The sequence below is a fragment of the Brevibacterium sp. SMBL_HHYL_HB1 genome (genome assembly GCF_018208375.1).
GTDB classification, from domain to species: domain Bacteria; phylum Actinomycetota; class Actinomycetes; order Actinomycetales; family Brevibacteriaceae; genus Brevibacterium; species Brevibacterium intestinavium.
The window spans coordinates 3327131-3343631 of the sequence record NZ_CP062936.1; the positions used below are offsets into that span (position 1 = coordinate 3327131).

At 60.4% G+C, this 16501-nt stretch carries 14 protein-coding genes, 3 pseudogenes and 1 other annotated feature (1 of these 18 only partly in view); of the genes and pseudogenes, 11 read left to right on the plus strand and 6 right to left on the minus strand.

Annotated elements, in window-relative coordinates; translation table 11 throughout:
- Window positions 1-267 precede the first annotated feature (267 nt).
- Entirely contained in the window at window positions 268-1692 is a 1425-nt protein-coding gene (locus IG171_RS15265) for an IS1380 family transposase (protein ID WP_135542801.1), read from the minus strand.
- Window positions 1693-1823: 131 nt separating this feature from the next.
- On the opposite strand from IG171_RS15265, the gene IG171_RS15270 reads away from it, so the two are divergent.
- Both IG171_RS15270 and IG171_RS15275 read left to right on the plus strand, forming a co-directional pair.
- Entirely contained in the window at window positions 1824-2261 is a 438-nt protein-coding gene (locus IG171_RS15270; protein WP_212128212.1) for a (deoxy)nucleoside triphosphate pyrophosphohydrolase, read from the plus strand.
- Window positions 2251-3225, plus strand: a complete 975-nt coding sequence (locus IG171_RS15275) for an HNH endonuclease (RefSeq protein WP_249203737.1) — start codon at window positions 2251-2253, stop codon at window positions 3223-3225. The genes IG171_RS15270 and IG171_RS15275 overlap by 11 nt, the downstream gene beginning before the upstream one ends.
- A gap of 197 nt (window positions 3226-3422) precedes the next feature.
- Here IG171_RS15275 and IG171_RS15280 read toward each other — a convergent pair whose 3' ends face one another.
- Both IG171_RS15280 and IG171_RS15285 read right to left on the minus strand, forming a co-directional pair.
- Window positions 3423-4475, minus strand: coding sequence for a M20/M25/M40 family metallo-hydrolase (locus IG171_RS15280; protein ID WP_212128213.1), 1053 nt, complete (start codon window positions 4473-4475; stop codon window positions 3423-3425).
- Window positions 4475-5467 carry a LacI family DNA-binding transcriptional regulator gene (locus tag IG171_RS15285; protein ID WP_212128214.1) on the minus strand — a complete coding sequence of 331 codons (993 nt, stop codon included), beginning with the start codon at window positions 5465-5467 and terminating at the stop codon, window positions 4475-4477. Before IG171_RS15285 ends, IG171_RS15280 begins: the two co-directional genes overlap by 1 nt.
- A gap of 117 nt (window positions 5468-5584) precedes the next feature.
- Here IG171_RS15285 and IG171_RS15290 point away from each other — a divergent pair, with 117 nt between their 5' ends.
- From IG171_RS15290 to IG171_RS15305, 4 genes are read left to right on the plus strand one after another with little or no spacing between them, the layout of a single operon-like run.
- Window positions 5585-6337 carry a glutamine amidotransferase gene (locus IG171_RS15290; protein ID WP_212128215.1) on the plus strand — a complete coding sequence of 251 codons (753 nt, stop codon included), beginning with the start codon at window positions 5585-5587 and terminating at the stop codon, window positions 6335-6337.
- Window positions 6338-6369: 32 nt separating this feature from the next.
- On the plus strand, window positions 6370-7365 hold the full coding sequence (locus IG171_RS15295) for a DMT family transporter (protein WP_212128216.1): 996 nt from the start codon (window positions 6370-6372) through the stop codon (window positions 7363-7365).
- Window positions 7358-8410 (plus strand): phosphotriesterase, encoded by a 1053-nt coding sequence (locus tag IG171_RS15300; protein WP_212128217.1) that lies wholly within the window; start codon window positions 7358-7360, stop codon window positions 8408-8410. Before IG171_RS15295 ends, IG171_RS15300 begins: the two co-directional genes overlap by 8 nt.
- Window positions 8410-9372, plus strand: a complete 963-nt coding sequence (locus tag IG171_RS15305) for a ribokinase (RefSeq protein WP_212128218.1) — start codon at window positions 8410-8412, stop codon at window positions 9370-9372. Before IG171_RS15300 ends, IG171_RS15305 begins: the two co-directional genes overlap by 1 nt.
- Before the next feature lie 256 nt (window positions 9373-9628).
- Here IG171_RS15305 and IG171_RS15310 read toward each other — a convergent pair whose 3' ends face one another.
- The 3 genes from IG171_RS15310 to IG171_RS15320 form a co-directional block, all read right to left on the minus strand.
- The gene (locus IG171_RS15310; RefSeq protein WP_212128219.1) at window positions 9629-10495 is read right to left on the minus strand and encodes a MaoC family dehydratase N-terminal domain-containing protein; all 867 of its coding nucleotides are present in this window, start codon (window positions 10493-10495) and stop codon (window positions 9629-9631) included.
- 48 nt (window positions 10496-10543) lie between these two features.
- Entirely contained in the window at window positions 10544-11737 is a 1194-nt protein-coding gene (locus tag IG171_RS15315) for an acyl-CoA dehydrogenase family protein (protein ID WP_249203738.1), read from the minus strand.
- A 142-nt stretch (window positions 11738-11879) separates the two neighbouring features.
- Window positions 11880-12329: a hypothetical protein gene (locus IG171_RS15320; RefSeq protein ID WP_212128220.1), complete on the minus strand. Its 450-nt coding sequence runs from the start codon at window positions 12327-12329 to the stop codon at window positions 11880-11882.
- Window positions 12330-12572: 243 nt separating this feature from the next.
- On the opposite strand from IG171_RS15320, the pseudogene IG171_RS15325 reads away from it, so the two are divergent.
- The 5 genes and pseudogenes from IG171_RS15325 (at window position 12573) to IG171_RS15345 (ending at window position 16470) form a co-directional block, all read left to right on the plus strand.
- A pseudogene (locus tag IG171_RS15325) lies at window positions 12573-13758 on the plus strand (IS3 family transposase).
- A gap of 49 nt (window positions 13759-13807) precedes the next feature.
- Window positions 13808-14026, plus strand: a pseudogene (locus IG171_RS15330) (transposase); the annotation flags it as partial.
- Window positions 14027-14215: 189 nt separating this feature from the next.
- Window positions 14216-15055, plus strand: a complete 840-nt coding sequence (locus IG171_RS15335; protein ID WP_212128221.1) for an SAM-dependent methyltransferase — start codon at window positions 14216-14218, stop codon at window positions 15053-15055.
- Between the two features lie 486 nt (window positions 15056-15541).
- Window positions 15542-16108 (plus strand): annotated as a pseudogene (locus IG171_RS15340) (transposase family protein); the annotation flags it as partial.
- 92 nt (window positions 16109-16200) lie between these two features.
- Window positions 16201-16470 (plus strand): transposase, encoded by a 270-nt coding sequence (locus IG171_RS15345; protein ID WP_212128223.1) that lies wholly within the window; start codon window positions 16201-16203, stop codon window positions 16468-16470.
- Window positions 16431-16501, plus strand: a sequence feature (AL1L pseudoknot) (it continues 58 nt past the right edge of the window). It overlaps the preceding gene by 40 nt.

Consider the following 16501-nt stretch of genomic DNA (forward strand, 5'->3'; position numbering starts at 1 on the left):
TCAGCAAAGAGGATAGGCACTAATGGGTTCTTACCAGGTGAGGCCAGCCCCGCCACCCCAGCCGACGACAAATGTATGCACATTGGCATAGTCTAAGCCTTGATCCACCGATCGGTATGGGAGCCGTGGTGTGAATCCGGTTCCCGCAAAATGTCGACAAATGGGCAGGGAACATCGTCCCGGTCTCTCACCAGTCTGATTCCACTTTTCAGTTCCCGTAGGCCTCCTCCCCGGGCCCCGGTCTTCACGCCCGCTCGGGCTGATCGGTCATGTCAACGCACGTTGGGGAGGGCTCAACGCGGCCTGCCACAAACGAGCGAATTCCTCGGCCCATGGCCAGTCTCTGGGCAGATTCAGGATCAATCTCCTCGCTCGGTGGGCAATCCGGGCCGGGACGAGGATGATACGCGTCCTCAGTGTTTGTGCACGCGCCTTGCTCATTCGGCCACCCATGAGCCCAGCAGCTGCCCGCAGTAGGTTATGAGTCATCGCCGCGATCGTCACCCACGCTGCGTTGGCATCGAAGGCCCCTGAGGGCATATGCGCCAGTGCACCGTTTTTCAATTCCGCATTGATCTGCTCGATGATTGCGTGCTTCCGGTGGATCTGGTCCGCCAGAACAGTGTCGAAGCGCTCCTGATCGAGGGTGGTGAAGAAGGCGTGGTATCGGTACAAGTCGAATAACGGGTCCTGCCCGGCAGACCGCTTCTTCTCGTTGAGCTCGGGGACTCGTCGCACGATCAACCGGCCTGGCACCTGCAGAGCCTTCTTCTTCGACGTGAACGCGGTAAAGGCGACTTCAGCGACTTCAGCCTTGCTGATCCACGTTTTGGTCTCTTCGTCGAAGATCGCTTCCGGGTACTGGATGCCGGTCCACGCATCATCGTCGATGGTGGAGATCGCTGTTTTGACCTTCTTGTCCATACGCACCGTCACCGACACCTCGGCCCCAGCACCGCGGGCGGCTTTGGTCATTGTCGACGAGTAGTAGGCGGAATCAGCACGCACCAGCACCGGGGCCTGACCGGAATTGATGCGTCGAGTGGTGGCCAGGGCGTCAGAGACGAACTTGTCGGCACCCCGAGCTGATGAGGTAGAGCCCTTCCGGAGACGCTGACCGACGATGACCTGACTGGAGGTGCTTGTCGATGCAGTCGCCAAGAGCGCGTTGAGTCCCCGACTGCCTTGATACCCGAATCCGGCTCCTTGTTTCCTTGCGGAATGGACGTCGATGACGGTGTCGTCGACGTCAACGAAGACCATTGACGACTGCGGTGTTGTCGGACTGGTGGCCAGCAGGCGTATGTGCTGGTCGAAGCCGGTCAGAAGACGGGCGCTGATGGCATCGAGCTGTCTGACGTGGCCGAAGGAGAACGAGCGCAGAAACGATCCCAAAGTCGATGGGGCGTAGACACGGTCGAAGAGTCTGTTCATGCCGCCGTGGCGCAGGATGTTCATATCATCGATCGAATCGGCGCCGGCGGCCATGCCCGCGATCAGGGTGGACAGTTTCGCGCCCGGGTTCGCGCCCTTATCGGCTCCGGTCGTCGTCACGGTCAAACGCTGCTCGGCGAGGTCGAGCAGGCCTGCCTGGTGGGCCAGACGCATGATCGGGACCAGGCCGGTAGGACTGACGAGGTTCGTGTCGTTGAAGGAGTAGGACGCTGCCGTGGGTGTGTGATTGAATAGCACCTGAGAGGTGCCCCTTTCTTGAACGGGAATGTTGACGTTAGACATCATCATTTTCCCAGTTCAGGAGGGGCATTTCCATTTCACACGCGGCTTTGAACAGCTACCCGCATCGGTGGATCAAGGCTAAGTTCATGAGTAAACCACTCCGCGTTGTCGGCGCGATTATCCAACACGAAGGAAAGATCCTTGCCTGCCGGAGACTTCCAACGAAGGCAGCGGGTGGCAAATGGGAGTTTCCAGGCGGGAAGGTGGAAGTCGGAGAATCTCCCAAGGCTGCGCTGAAACGAGAACTTTCAGAGGAACTTGGATTGGATACTGTGCAAGTGGCGGAACTAGTCCGGCGCGAAACCACGCCGAGCAGCGGAAAGTTGATTGATTTAACTTGCTTTCGAGTCTCCGTCGAGACTCCTCCAACATCGAGTCAAGATCACGATTTGTTGAGGTGGTGCACTCCGGCCGAACTGAGGGACCTAGATTGGGCGGTCGCAGATCTGCCCATGATGTTAGCAGTCGCCAACTGCGATACAGATAGGGGAGCATCCACTGGAGGAACACGTCATGGCAAGTAGCGAGCCGGCAGGGCTTCGAGAGTCCGCAGTCGAATGGCTGCAGATGCGGACCGACGGTGGATTAGAACCACTCACACGCGACGATATCAACGATTTCATGTTCGATGGCCAGGTTTTCAAACTGCAATCGACGCAACAAGGAATCCGAAAGCCAAAGGGGTTTAGCGCCGCGCTCTCGTTCCAAACAGTCTTCCGGCGCGCAGGTCAAGAACGGCCTTATGAAGACTCAACTGGTGACGACGGACTGTTTCGTTACAAGTGGCGGGGCTCGGACCCGAGCCACCCAGAAAACGTTGGGCTTCGTGAAGCTATGAAACAACAGTTACCCCTCATTTGGTTTCATGGAGTGGCAATGAAACCAGCACGATTCCAAGTAATTACTCCGGTCTACATCGTGGCAGAGGAGCCGAGACAACAGCAGTTCGTGTTCACAGCCGCGGAAGACGCCACCGCGGCCCTCAGCCTGCACGAATCAGCACATGAGGCGGTGGCCAAACGGTACTTCGAGCGTCAGGCAAAGGTCAGGGTCCACCAACCCGTCTTTCGCTCGATGGTTCTTTCGGCCTACGACAATCACTGCGCTGTTTGCAACCTTGCACATTCGGGCCTGCTCGACGCGGCGCACATTATCCCTGACCGAGACGAGAGAGGCATTGCTGCTGTCGTTAATGGACTCGCAATGTGCAAAATCCACCACGCTGCCTTCGACGGAAACCTTCTAGGAATAAGCCCCGACTGCGTGGTACATATCCGGCACGATCTGCTCATAGAAGCCGATGGCCCAATGCTCAAGCACGGTCTGCAAGAGCTGCACGGCAAACGATTAATGAAGGTCCCGCGGCATCGAGGCGATCGTCCACGTCGAGACCTACTTGAGCAAAAATTCGAAGAGTTCAAAGGGGCCGGTGCAAAGTTAGATCTCAGATGTTCTCAAGTCGACGAGAAGAAGACTCAATGTGTCTAAAAGCCTGGAGATCGCGAGGAAGTCCACGCTGCTAGCGGCTCTCTTCGCCAAAACCAGTACATTCAGATAAGTGCTCCCGCTACATGACAACCTCTGGAGGCGAGCGCTAAAGACCATCAAGACAAGAGCTCACAGAGCTACGCGGAGTAGCACATGGGACAATATCTGCCGTTCTAGAAGAAACGACGAAAGCTCCATCACTGAGTGACGATGTGGGAAAAGTTGCGCAACGCTTGTGACCAGGAGTCAAGCTCGAGGTGTTCGTTGAGCGCATGCATCTGCCCTGGATCTCCCGGCCCCCAGATCACCACGGGCGCACCGCCGAAACCCTGCTGCAACACCGAAGCATCGGTGAAATAAGAAACCGCGGGCGCATTCTCCATACCGCTGAGAACAGCCGGAATCGACTTTGTCCGCACTGCGGGAAGGTCAAGCAGGACGTCGACGTCGATCTCGGGGTCCAGACCGGACGTCCACTCGAACACAGCATCGTTGCCGCCTACTGTACGGACGTCAAGAGTCAGGTACGCAGAGTCTGGAACGATATTAATCGCTGTGCCGCCGGAGATCGCTCCCAGGTTAAAGGTCTCCTCTCCCAGGTAATCATCGGATGACAGCGGCAGCTCATCAAGCCTGGCGATGGCGCGGGCGCCCAACAGTCGGATCGCATTGCTCCCTCGATGGGGCGCCGATCCGTGGGCATCTCTGCCATGAGCCGTGAGTTTGAGCCAACTCGCCCCACGGTGGCCGAGGGACACGGCATTGTTCGTCGCTTCGGGCACAATGACCAGGCTCGGCGAGAGGTCGAGGGCGTCGGCGCAGTCGCTGGCTCCACGGCAGCCGATCTCTTCATCGCTGGTGAGGAGCACACTCGCCCCAATCCCCATGGATGCGGACTGGCGTAGGGCATGAAGGGCAGCGACAAGGCCGGCCTTCATATCCACGGTTCCCCGACCGTGGAGTAGCCCGTCTTCGACTTCAGCAGACCAGGGCCCCCGTTCCCACGCCTCTTCCCTGCCTATCGGCACGGTATCCATGTGGCAGACGAACAGCACTCCTGGCTCCGACCCTGTCTCGAGAAGTGCCCAGGGTCGGCCGGTCGTCGATCGGCTTGTCAGCCGTACCCCATCAACACCTGTCGCGTAGTCGATCGCCAGCGATTGAGCCTCGGCCTGGGACTCGAGTCGCCCGGACGTCGTATCTCGACGGACAAGCTCGCGTAGGATTTCGAGAGCTTCCGTTTCATTCATCAACTCAAATGCTCCTTTGTCGATTCGCGCACGGTCAACGTCATCGGCAGGACGTGATCCTCCGGTGGCTCACCCGAGATCAGCCGGCGAATCCCGTCCACGGCTTTGCGAGCCATGCCTTCCGTTGGCTGCTCTACCGTCGTCAGCCGGGGTGAGAGCCATTCACCGAGAGTGATTCCGTCGCAGCCGATCACGGACAGGTCTCTCGGAATCTCGATTCCACCACGCCGAGCCGATTCAAATAGGCCAACAGCGGCGATGTCGCTCGCGCTGAAGACAGCAGACGGATTCGCGCCCGTTCGTGCCATGTGAGCGAAAAAGTTGGAGCCGAAGGCCGAGGTGAACCCCCCTCGCACAATGGCTCGTTCGTCAACTTCGATTCCGTGTGATTCAAGGGCCGCCCGATATCCAGCTTCGCGCTGGTCGGCCGTGAGCAGATTCTCCGGCCCGCCGAGGTGGGCGATGTGCCTGTGCCCCATGGAGATGAGGTGTGAGGTGGCCTGGAAGGCACCACCGAAACTATCTGCGGTTACATGTGAGACCCTCCAGGCTGGAGTCTCCACGTATTCATCGAGGAAGACGACAGGGAAGCTACCAGCCAACTGGCCGGCGAAGGCAACGTTCGTGCCGTTCATACCCAGATAAATCAGACCGGAGACGTCTGGCAGATCGATAAGCCTGTCCACGCCTACCCTTTCTCGATGCGGCGAAGAGCCGGTGAGTACAGTTAGCACCTCTGATCCGCTTTCGGCAGCAGCCTCAGTAACGGCATCAGCAAGCGCGGCAAAGTAGGGATTATCGAGCGAAGGCACGACGAGACCAAGACACGCCTTTTCGACGGGCCGGGCACCGGGTACGTCATATCCCTCGGCCACGAGCGCGTTATCAATTCGTCCGGCAGTATCCGTGGAGACCTTTAATTCACCACGCACATATCGGGAGACCGTGGAGACAGCTACTCCTGCATCGCGAGCGACCTTGGCCAGAGACATGCGACTCCTTCAGGCTGGCGTTGACTGTGATGTCAATCAAACTCTATATTGATACTCGTGCGCAATGTTGCGCAATATACGCATCAATCACATGATCCACACGTCGAGGAGACAGACATGGTTAAAGTCCTGTTGGCAGGAGAGTCCTGGGTCAGCGCCACCACTGATCACAAAGGATTCGACCCCTTCGCCCATACACAAGTCGAGATCGGCTGCGGTCGTCTCCTCGCGGCACTTTCGGCAGAAGGCATCGACGTCACGCACCTGCGGTCGCACGATGTGGCGGAGAAATTCCCCCTGACCATCGAGGAACTCGATAAGTTCGACGTCGTCCTCTTGTCCGATGTAGGTTCGAACACTTTGCTCCTCCACCCTGACACTTTCGTCCACGGCCGCCCGACCCCGAACCGCCTCAAGCTCGTAAAGGATTGGGTCCACCGCGGAGGAGGGCTAATGATGGCCGGAGGCTACCTCAGCTTTCAAGGCTTCGAGGGCAAGGCGAATTACCATCGAACGCCAATCGAGGATGTCCTGCCCGTCAGCATCGACCCCTTCGACGACCGAGTCGAGACACCAGAAGGCGTGAACCCTCGAGTGGTGGCCGCTGACCACACAATCGTTGCCGGACTAGATGCCGAGTGGCCAATTCTCCTCGGGTACCAGCACACAACGCCGAAATCCGACGCCCAGGTCGTCGCTACTGTCGAGGACGATGCGCTCCTGGCAACCCGGACGGTCGGACAGGGCCGGACTCTGGCCTTCACATCCGACATCTCGCCTCATTGGGCCCCAGAAGAATTCATGTCCTGGGACGGATATGGCAAGCTCTTCGCCCAGGCTCTGACTTGGCTAGCCGGCGCGTCCGCCTAAGCGCACTCTCAACGACTCTCAAGGAGAAACCGATGACAAAGTCGTCTACCGGGCGGATCACCTCGGTTATCACGCTGACAATCGCCACAGTTTTCGCAGGGATGCTCGGACCGATGCAATCTCTGGTCAATGGTCGGTTGGGGTCCGAGTTGCAGGACGGGCACGCTGCGGCCCTAGTTTCTTTTGGCACTGGACTATTGCTCATGCTTGTCCTTGTGCTGTCACGTGAACGCACTCGACATGCCTTCATTCAGCTCCCAAATCAGCTCGTTCGAGGAGATATCCCGCGTTGGAACTTCTTCGCCGGGCTATGCGGCGCCGTCATCGTCCTCTCTGAGGGTGTTACGGTCGGCTTCCTTGGAGTGGCGATCTTCCAGACCTCACTGATCTCAGGCATGGTGATCTCTGGCATCGTCTGTGACCGGCTTGGGATCGGCGTACCGTTCAAACAAGTTATGTCGGCCCCGCGCGTGGCGGGCGCCATCCTCGCGATTTGCGCGACGCTCCTGGTAGTCTCACCCAACTGGTCGGCACCACACATGATCGCGCTGGCCATCATGCCTTTCGTCGGCGGCCTGATGGCGGGCTGGCAGCCAGCGGGCAACTCAGAAGTCGCTCTGCTGTCTAAGTCGATGCTCGTATCGATCACATGGAACTTCCTCATCGGCTTTGTTGCCTTGGGGCTGGTCTACGTGATCCGTATGCTCACCGCCGACGTAAGTTTTGCGCTTCCGCAGGTCTGGTGGATGTACCTCGGGGGCCCGTTGGGACTCCTCTCAATCGCCCTCATGGCCCTTCTCGTCCGCGGACTCGGGCTTCTCGTTCTCGGACTTGCCTCGACCGCCGGGCAGCTCATCGGTTCGCTCCTACTCGAGGTGACTTTCCCTGCGGAGGGAACGGACCTGCATTTCGTCACCATACTCGGGACGATTGTCGCCCTCATAGCTGCAGGGATCTCTATGGTCCCGGCCCGCAACCCGGATGCCCCGCAATCGCGTGCTTCGGTCAGTGAGGTCCAACATGGCTGAGGTGATGAGTGTTCAAGGTGCCATCGACATTGACAACCTCGGCCTGATACTCCCCCACGAGCACTTGTTCAACGATCTCTCCTCAGAGGTCGCGCCGGCGGCTTACCAAGCGACTCGGCAATTAGCTGAAGCTCCAGTTGCCCCCGAGCTCCAGTATCTACTCCGCCAGGACCCCTACTGCTGTCTCGACAACGTCTCCCCGAAGGACTTCCAAGATGTCGTCCACGAGGTTCAGGCATTTGCCGCGGTCGGCGGTACTACTATCGTCGACGTGACCAGCAGCCCCGCGATTGGTCGGGACCCACTGAATCTCGCAGCTGTAGCCGAGGCCACTGGAGTCCATGTCATCATGGGCACCGGCTCCTATCTAGAGAAGTTCGAAGGCCGCCGGATTACGGCAGCAGGGGTCGAGGAGCAAGCTGCTCGCATCTTGTCCGAGCTCACCGATGGAGTTTCTGATACCGGTATCTGTCCTGGCGTGATCGGTGAGGTCGGATTATCACCCGTCTTCACGCCCGCCGAACAGGCTTCCCTTCGCGCCGCGGGACTCGCTCAAGCCCAAAGACCGTCTGTTGGGCTCAACATACATATGCCGGGGTGGCAGCGCCGAGGAGACGTGGTCCTCGACATCCTCATCGAGGACTGCGGCGTCCAACCGGCGAAGATCGCACTTGCCCACAGCGATCCGTCTGGCGGGGACTCTCACTATCAAAGAGCGCTTCTGGACCGCGGCGTAATCCTCGAGTTCGACATGATAGGTCTCGACATTTCATTCCCCGGGGAGGGCGTTGCACCGACGGTCACGGAGACCGCACACGCCGTCGCCGGCTGGGTACGCGAAGGCTACTCGGATCAAATAATGCTTTCCCATGATCTGTTCCTCAAACAGATGTGGACGAAGCATGGCGGCAACGGCCTCGTGTTCGTGCCGACCATCTTCGCTGACCTTCTTGCAGCCGAGGGTGTCGAGCGTTCCGAGATCGAACGCATGATGCGGCAGGTTCCAGCGAACTGGCTTGCCCACGACCCGAGGAGCGCTAAGTGATGTCAGAAACGACCGTCCTCGTCGTCGCCTCTCTAAATGCTGACCACATCGTTCAAGCTCCTCGCATTCCCTCTCCGGGAGAGACGATCATGGGCCATGCCCTTTTACGAGAACTGGGTGGAAAGGGCGGCAACCAGGCCATTGCGGCCGCCCGACTCGGTGCACCAACGGCCGTGGTCGCCTCGGTTGGCACGGACGACGACGGAGATGACTACCTCGCGGCCCTGAGAGCAGACGGGATCGACACTAGTCACGTTTCACAATTAGCAAACTTCGCCACTGGGAGAGCGTCGATCACTGTCGACGATGATGGGACCAATTCCATCGTCGTCATCGGCGGAGCCAACGAGGCTGTCCCCGAGGAATCTGTCTCACAGGCATTTACGGACTATAGAGGAATGCGCGTAGTCGTCGGGCAGATGGAAGCCTCCGTATCGGCGACGGCAACGGCATTCCGTCTGGCCCGTAAACTCGGGATTCTCACCCTGCTGAACACGGCCCCAGCCACTGATCGAGTGCCTGAGCTCTTGCCATGGACGGATATCGTGGTGGCAAACGAAATCGAGTTCAAGCAGATCACCGGACACGACTCAGACTGCGAGGATTGTCTACGCCAAGGGGCACAAACACTCATCAATGCTGGTGTTAGATGGGTGGTGGTCACGGCCGGCGAAGAGGGATCGACTGTGCTCGACGGGTGCTCGCTCATCCGGGTTCCGGCAGAGCAGGTGACTGCTGTCGACACTACTGCGGCCGGCGATGCATTCGTCGGGGCGGTGGCAGCACACTTGGCCGGAACCGAGTCTGCTGATCAAAACGGCGCAGGGCTGGCCGACTTCGCATCGACAGGGTCGCTAGTGCAGGCATGCCGCACTGCCAGCCGCGTCGCCGCTCTCGTAGTGACGCGTCGCGGAGCACATCCCTCATTGCCGGCCCTTAACGAGATCCGCGCCCTTTACTGATCGGCTCGTAGTACACGCTTCCCGATCTTGTGTCTGGGACGTTACCACCTTCGACGCTGGCCGACGGCAATCTCAGTGGTGCGGACTCAGTTTGACTCAATGAAACCCACAACTCCGTGAAGGTCCTTGAGTTGTTTAGAGCAACGGTATCCGGTTCTGCTCCCGACACAGCGCTCTCGTGGCTGCAGTCAGCACGGGCTTCACAGAAAAATCTCGGCTAAATGACAAAAGACACTCGCCCGAGGCTGGGCGTTCCTCACCCCTCCGTCGTCACGGTCGCCGCGATCGCGACCTTCCCATCAGGGGCAATAGCCTGCAGCTCATGGACGCCGCCCTCGGTCTGCCGCCCGACGAGGTGGATCTGCTCGTTGGCGAACAGCGGGGACTTCGCGGTGAACCGATACCCGGTCACGGTCGCCTCAGCGTGGGAGGACATGAACGCGTCCAACAGCAGGGTCGCCGTCAACGGCCCGTGGGTGACCAGGCCAGGGTACCCTTCGACCTCGGTGACGTAGGGGTAGTCGTAGTGGATGCGGTGCGAGTTGAACGTCAGCGCCGAATACCGAAACAGCATGACCTCATCTGGCCGCACACTCTTCGACCAGTCCCATCCGGCCGGCACCGCCGAGTCCGCGCGGGGCGCTTGCGCCCCCGATCCCTCAGGCACCGAGGCCGCCTCCCTGTAGACGATCGTGTGCCGATCCGTCGTCGCCAGGACTCCGTCCGCGGAGATCTCGTGCCGCAGCACCACGAAGCACAGAGGACCGGTGCTGCCGGACTTCTCCGTGACCGATTCGATCGTCGTCGTCCGCGACATCGTCTGCCCGGGCATGATCGGCGCGTGGAAGGCGAGTTCGCTGCCGGCCCACATCCGCCGAGGCAGGTCCACCGGCGGCATGAACCCGCCGAGCCTCACATGCCCGTCGGTCCCGAGCTCACTCATCGGCACATCGTCTTCGGAGAAGTGCAGCCAGTGTCCCAGGGGAAAGAGCGGGTCCGTCTCGTCGCCCTGACGGCCGAGCAGAGAGGCCAAGCGTGACGCGCGCTCCCCCGAGGCGACCTCCTCGACCGTCGAGGTCCGCCCCACCCAGTCCTGCAGGTTCACGGTGTCATCGTTGCTCATGTGCTCTTCTCCATCGCTCTTCCCGCTCCCACACCGTCACGAAGGGGTTCATATCCTGTTGCGGCCGATGAGCTGTTTGGCGATGACATCCATCTGGATCTCATTCGTTCCCTCGCCGACGATCATCAGCGGCGCATCGCGGTAGTAGCGTTCGACGTCGTATTCGGTGGAGTATCCGTACCCGCCATGGACGCGGATGGCGTCGAGGGCCACCTCGGCGGCCATCTCCGAAGCGTAGAGCTTCGCCATTCCGGCCTCCATATCCACCCGCGCTCCGGAATCATAGGTACGGGCCGCGTGGAGGACGAGCTGGCGGGCCGCTTCGAGCTTTGTCGCCATCATCGCGAGCTTGTTGCCCACCGACTGGTGCTTCCAGATCGGCTTGCCCATCGATTCGCGTTCCTGCGAGTACTTCACCGCATCATCGAGCGCCGCCTGCGCGACGCCGAGGGACCGGGAGGCGACCTGGATGCGGCCGATCTCGAGGCCCTTCATCATCTGCTTGAACCCGACGCCCTCGGTCTCGCCGAGCAGCTGCGACTGCGGCTGGCGAAGGTTCTCGAAGTTGAGTTCGCAGGTCTCGACGCCCTTGTAGCCGAGCTTCGAGAGGTCCTGGGAGATGGTGAAGCCCTCACCCTTCTCGACGAGGATGATCGAAATGCCCTTGTGCCTCGGCTCAGCGCTGAGGTCGGTCTTGCACAGCAAGGCGATGAGGTCGGAGCGACGGGCGTTCGTGATCCACGTCTTCGACCCGTTGATGACGTAGTCGTCGCCGTCCTTGGTCGCTGTCGTGCGCATCGCCTGCAGATCGGAGCCGCCGCCGGGTTCGGTCAGGGCCATCGTCGCCCGCAACTCACCGGTGGCCATCCGCGGCAGGTACGCATCCTTCTGCTGCTGCGTGCCGTATTCCTGGATGAGCTTCGCGACGACGGTGTGTCCACCCATCGCCCCGGCCAGCGACATCCAGCCGCGAGCGAGTTCTTGGGTGATGAGGGCATAGGCTTCGGTCGAGACCTTGCCCATCCCCCACGGTTCGTCGATGGCGAGCCCGTATATGCCCATATCCTTCATCGTCTGGATCCACGCCTCGGGGTACCCGTTGGCGTGCTCGACCCGGTTGACATCGGGTTTGACCTGTTCGTCGACGAACTCGGCCACCGTATCGATCATCATCTGCTCTTCGGCGCTGACTCCCATATCGGCTTCCCTCTCCTCTTCGGGCTGTGCGGTATCTGCCGTCACCGGGTGTCTGCAGCCGTCTGACCTGGTCCCGGTCGCGTCTGTGCCAATCTTCGCAAAGAGGTTCGTGGGATGGAACAAGGTCGGGCGGTGCAAGCAAGGGCTCGCCTGCACCGCCCGATCACTCATGAGTCAAGACCGCCGCTCAGCCTCTGGGCGCGAATGCTCCACGGTCCTTCTCGGCCAGTTCGGAACCGTACTCGACGAAGACCGCTGCCCCATCGACCCGGACCAGATCGTCGACGAATTCGATGGAGGCACTGTCGCCCTCTTCCAAGATCACCATGTCCTTCGATTCGTTGAGAGCGCCCCTCTCGACATCATAGGCATCCGAGTCGGGGTTGATCTCCTCCTCTTCGATATCGGCGATCGCCTGCTGGACTCCGTCGGAATCGGGATCGATCAGGGTGACGGAATCACCGTCGATGATGATCCACCCACCGTCGGCGACCTCGCTGCCGACGGACTGATAGACATTCTTGTTTCCGCCGAAGCACCCGGTCAGTGCTACGGCCAGCCCGGCGAGCAGACCCATCACGGCCACCAGGCGAGTGATGGTGCGCTGCCTTCCGATCGAACTCGTTGCTGTACTCATCTCTGCTCCTCTGCTGTAAGTCATCCGGATATCGTCAGTCGTTCTGCGAGACCTCAGGCTTCGACGTGCCACGCAGCGTCAGCAGTGTCAGCACCGCGGCAGCCAGCATTCGGGCGTGAACCCCTGGAAGTGGACACATCAATGTGTACTATCAGGCGGCAATGTCCATCATAAATGTGTAATGGGACTGCTGAAGGTTTGGTTGACTTCACGACTGGATAAATTCCAGGAAGGATAGAAGTCATGCCAAAGATCTACACCGATGAGTTCAAGCAATCAGCGCTCGAGCTCTTGGACGATGGAATGACCCAGAAGCAGGTGTGTGCCGACCTCGGTATCTCGAAGTCAGCTCTCCAGGCCTGGGTGCGTGACTCGCGGCTACGCGAGCACGGACTCGAGCCCTCCCGTGATGTCGAGGAGTCACGCGCCCAGGCGGCAGCGCTGAAACGCATTCGCAAGCTCGAGCGGGAGAACAAGATCCTCCGCGAGGCCGCAGCGTACCTCTCGCAAGCGAACTTGAAGCTCGGTGGCCATCACCCACAATGATGTACCCGCCGGTACCGTGACCTTGCTGCCACCGGGGTGCCGGTGGCAGTGACCTGTCGGGTGCTCGGCTTTACCAAGCAGGGGTTCTACAAGTGGTGCGCTCATCCGGTCTCAGCTCGGGACTGGGACGAGGCACATCTGATCAATGCCGCCTACGACGTTCATACGGACGATCGGCGAGTTCGGGCACCGGTTCATCGCCGATGAACTCCACGCCGCGGGTCTGCAGACGTCAGAGCGTCGTGTGTGGCGATTGTGCTCGCAGCAGCAGTTGTTCTCGCACACGATCAAACGAGCCCGGAAACACGGCAAGAAGCCCGGCCCGCCAGTGTGTGACGACCTCGTCGAACGCGGCTTCACTGCCAAGGCAATCAACGAGTTGTGGCTGACCGACGTTACCGAACACCACACCAGTGAGGGCAAGCTGTACATGTGCGCGGTCAAGGACGTGTTCAGCAACAGAATCATCGGCTATGCCATCGATTCGAGAATGAAATCTCGCCTGGCTGTGGCGGCGATTGATGATGCTGTGGCCCGTCGTGGCGGGTCTGGAATGATTGCCGGGTGTGTCGTTCACTCGGATCGCGGCTTGCAATTTCGTTCTCGGAAGATCCAGCAGGCTCTACGGCATTACGGGCTCGTCGGATCGATGGGTCGGGTCGGTGCTGCTGGTGATAATGCGGCGATGGAATCGTTCTTCGCCGTGTTGCAGAAGAACGTCCTCGATCGGGGCCGTTGGGACACGCGAGCGAGGTTGCGCACAGCGATCGTCCACTGGGTCGAGCGGACCTATCACCGGAAGCGTCGACAGCGACGATTGGGTAAACTGACTCCGGTTGAATACGAGCTTGTTCACCAAAAGGCCGTCGCCCTGGCGGCATAAACCCAGGAGTCAACCAAACCTTCAGCAGTCCCTGCCCACGCAGCTCACCGAGCTGATCACCCTCGGTCGAACCCTGAAACGACGGGCCCTGGACGTGCTGGCCTACTTCGCCCACCCCGGCACCAGCAACGGCCCCACCGAAGCGATCAACGGCCGACTCGAGCACCTCCGTGGCACCGCGCTCGGCTTCCGCAATCTCGCCCACTACGTCATCCGCGCCCTACTCGACACCGGAGGATTCAGAACCGAGCTACACCGTCATCTGTGAAGAGCCGCTTTAACGCCACCACGCCAGTGTTGACCGTGCGACGACTGACTATCGGTTGTGACGGACATGACACGCAGACCTTTTGACATGAGGGCGCCAACCTGCTCCATGAGCCTGTTTTAGCGCTCTTGCTGAGCGTGACCGGCGTGCCTCCTGGAAGCCTAGTTGAATACCTGGTAATTAGTTGAGATGACAGAAGAAATTACTCCAAGCCAAACCGCCCTCTTCTCCGCCGCCGCTCGCGCAGCGCACCCCATCGTGGACCAGCAACCGCATCTGCTGCGCGATGAACCTGCCGCCCAACTGTGCAAGTTGGTGACCCCGTCGCCGCTCGACTTCCAGCTGGGACAACCCGAGGTGGGCGTCCTCGCTGCAGCGCGTCTGTCGGCCTGCGCACGCTCTCGCTACGCTGACGCCTCATTGTCTGAAACTCGCGTCGACCAGGTGGTTGTCATCGGTGCAGGTTTGGATACTACTGCTTTCCGCCTACCATCGGCGCTTGACGCCAAGGTGTGGCTCATCGACCGCCCTGGAGTGCTCGCCTGGCGTACCCAGCTCTTCGATCGTGCTGGACTGCCAGACACAACACGCCACATCGCAGCTGACCTCGCCGAAGGCTTCGACGTAAGACTCCTAGGAAGGGCCGGCGTGGATCTTCATCGTCCGGTTTTCGTCGTTTGGCTTGGCGTGAGTATGTACCTCCATCCTGCCGACTGCCGCACCTTCCTCGGGTACCTGTCAGAGCTCGCGGCAGGCTCCAGGCTCATCTTCGACTACCACCTCGCCCCGGAATTCCGCGACCAACCAGGAGCCGAGTACGCGAAGGCCGTAGCGGCGATGGCAGGCCATCAGGGTGAGCCTTGGCAGTGCTCATCGACACCGGAGGAGATGGGCAAATGGTTGGCAGAACACGATTGGCAGCTTCAAGAGGATGTCGATGAATCCTCGAGCGTGCCTGAAGGGTTCTTTGCCAACCAAGAGCATCTGCAGCCGATGAAGCTCGTCCGACTGGTTCAGGTCATGCGCTAAGCGCTTCCTGTGCGGCCTCGACAGCAGCGGAGTTCTCAATCTGGCCCGCGAGACACCCTGCTGTCGAGGTCCGCTACGCCTGGCACTCATGAGTGAAAGCACTCCGGCCTAACAGTCGACCCTCTTGGTCGATATGACAAGAAACGGAGCAGACACACCTTTGCACGATCTCTCGGCGAGGGCACTAGTCGACGATGCCCGATGAGTCTGTTGGCGCCGCGTGAGCATCGAGTGATACGTGCACGCACACGCACGATACAAAATGCCGTAGGCCCTCTCTCGTACGACTGCGTGAAAGTGATTGTCGTCCGAGACGGCTCCGCAATCCTGTATAGCGAGTTCGGACAACAACCAGTACGAACTGGCGACGTAATCCGGCTCTTCACAGATGAGGGTGTAGGAGCTGGCGGCGCGGCGGTGTCGGGATAGACGTCGAGGTCTCCCGATGATGGAAGTTCCTACGCTCGCCATCTGGAAGACCTCGACGTGCTCAACGCTACCTTCACCGCGCCCGATCTCGATACCTTCAGCCAGCTTGACCGGCTGGGCCTAACCGTGACGGGCCAGCTGATCGAGCCGCACCGATCGGTGTTGGAGTGTCGCGTGCTCGAACCGGACAACTGGTGCCACGGTTGCGGCCAGCAAGGCGTCTCCCGGGGCACGGTGATCCGGCGTCTCGCCCACGTCCCGCTGGGCTGGCGTCCCACGACGCTGCAGGTCAGAGTGCGTCGTTACCGATGCCCGGACTGCCGCAGCGTGTGGCGCCAGGACACCTCGACCGCGGCCGAGCCCCGCGCTGTCCTCTCCCGGCACGCCGCGCTGTGGGCGCTCAAGGGCGTGGTCATCGATCGCTTGTCCGTCGCCCGGATCGCCACCGGGCTCGCAGTCGCCTGGAACACCGCCAACGATGCGATTCTGGCCACCGGCCAGCAGCTGCTGATCAACGATCCCACCCGCCTCGACGGGGTCCGCGTCATCGGCGTGGACGAGTACGTGTGGTCCCACACCCGCCGGGGCAGCAAGTACGTCACCGTCATCATCGTGATTCGCCCCGGGAATAATGGAGACAGTGAAGCCACGGAAAGGACTTCCCTGTCATGCCCCAAAAGAAGTATCCCCTCGAGCTTCGTGAACGAGCAGTGCGCATGGTCCGCGACGCTCTCGAAGCCGACCCTGGTGCCCGCCGCGGCATCTTCCGCCGCATCGGTGACCAGCTCGGCGTGAACCCAGAAACACTGCGGTCCTGGGTCAACCAGGACCAGGTCGATGCCGGCGACCGGCCCGGCACCACCACCGCTGAAGCCCATCGAATCAAAGACCTCGAGAAAGAGAACCGGGAACTGCGCCGAGCCAATCAAATCCTGAAGTCGGCCTCGGCTTTCTTCGCGGCGGAGCTCGACCGCCCCTCGAAGTAGTCTGCTCCTACATCGACGAGCACAAGGACGA

Excerpts from the sequence above, each read along its gene's own strand:
- IG171_RS15270 (WP_212128212.1), top strand. The coding sequence starts at position 1,824 with ATGAGTAAACCACTCCGCGTTGTCGGCGCGATTATCCAACACGAAGGA.
- IG171_RS15275 (WP_249203737.1), top strand. The coding sequence starts at position 2,251 with ATGGCAAGTAGCGAGCCGGCAGGGCTTCGAGAGTCCGCAGTCGAATGG.
- IG171_RS15280 (WP_212128213.1), bottom strand. The coding sequence starts at position 4,475 with ATGAATGAAACGGAAGCTCTCGAAATCCTACGCGAGCTTGTCCGTCGA.
- IG171_RS15285 (WP_212128214.1), bottom strand. The coding sequence starts at position 5,467 with ATGTCTCTGGCCAAGGTCGCTCGCGATGCAGGAGTAGCTGTCTCCACG.
- IG171_RS15290 (WP_212128215.1), top strand. The coding sequence starts at position 5,585 with ATGGTTAAAGTCCTGTTGGCAGGAGAGTCCTGGGTCAGCGCCACCACT.
- IG171_RS15295 (WP_212128216.1), top strand. The coding sequence starts at position 6,370 with ATGACAAAGTCGTCTACCGGGCGGATCACCTCGGTTATCACGCTGACA.
- IG171_RS15300 (WP_212128217.1), top strand. The coding sequence starts at position 7,358 with ATGGCTGAGGTGATGAGTGTTCAAGGTGCCATCGACATTGACAACCTC.
- IG171_RS15305 (WP_212128218.1), top strand. The coding sequence starts at position 8,410 with ATGTCAGAAACGACCGTCCTCGTCGTCGCCTCTCTAAATGCTGACCAC.
- IG171_RS15310 (WP_212128219.1), bottom strand. The coding sequence starts at position 10,495 with ATGAGCAACGATGACACCGTGAACCTGCAGGACTGGGTGGGGCGGACC.
- IG171_RS15320 (WP_212128220.1), bottom strand. The coding sequence starts at position 12,329 with ATGAGTACAGCAACGAGTTCGATCGGAAGGCAGCGCACCATCACTCGC.
- IG171_RS15335 (WP_212128221.1), top strand. The coding sequence starts at position 14,216 with ATGACAGAAGAAATTACTCCAAGCCAAACCGCCCTCTTCTCCGCCGCC.
- IG171_RS15345 (WP_212128223.1), top strand. The coding sequence starts at position 16,201 with ATGGTCCGCGACGCTCTCGAAGCCGACCCTGGTGCCCGCCGCGGCATC.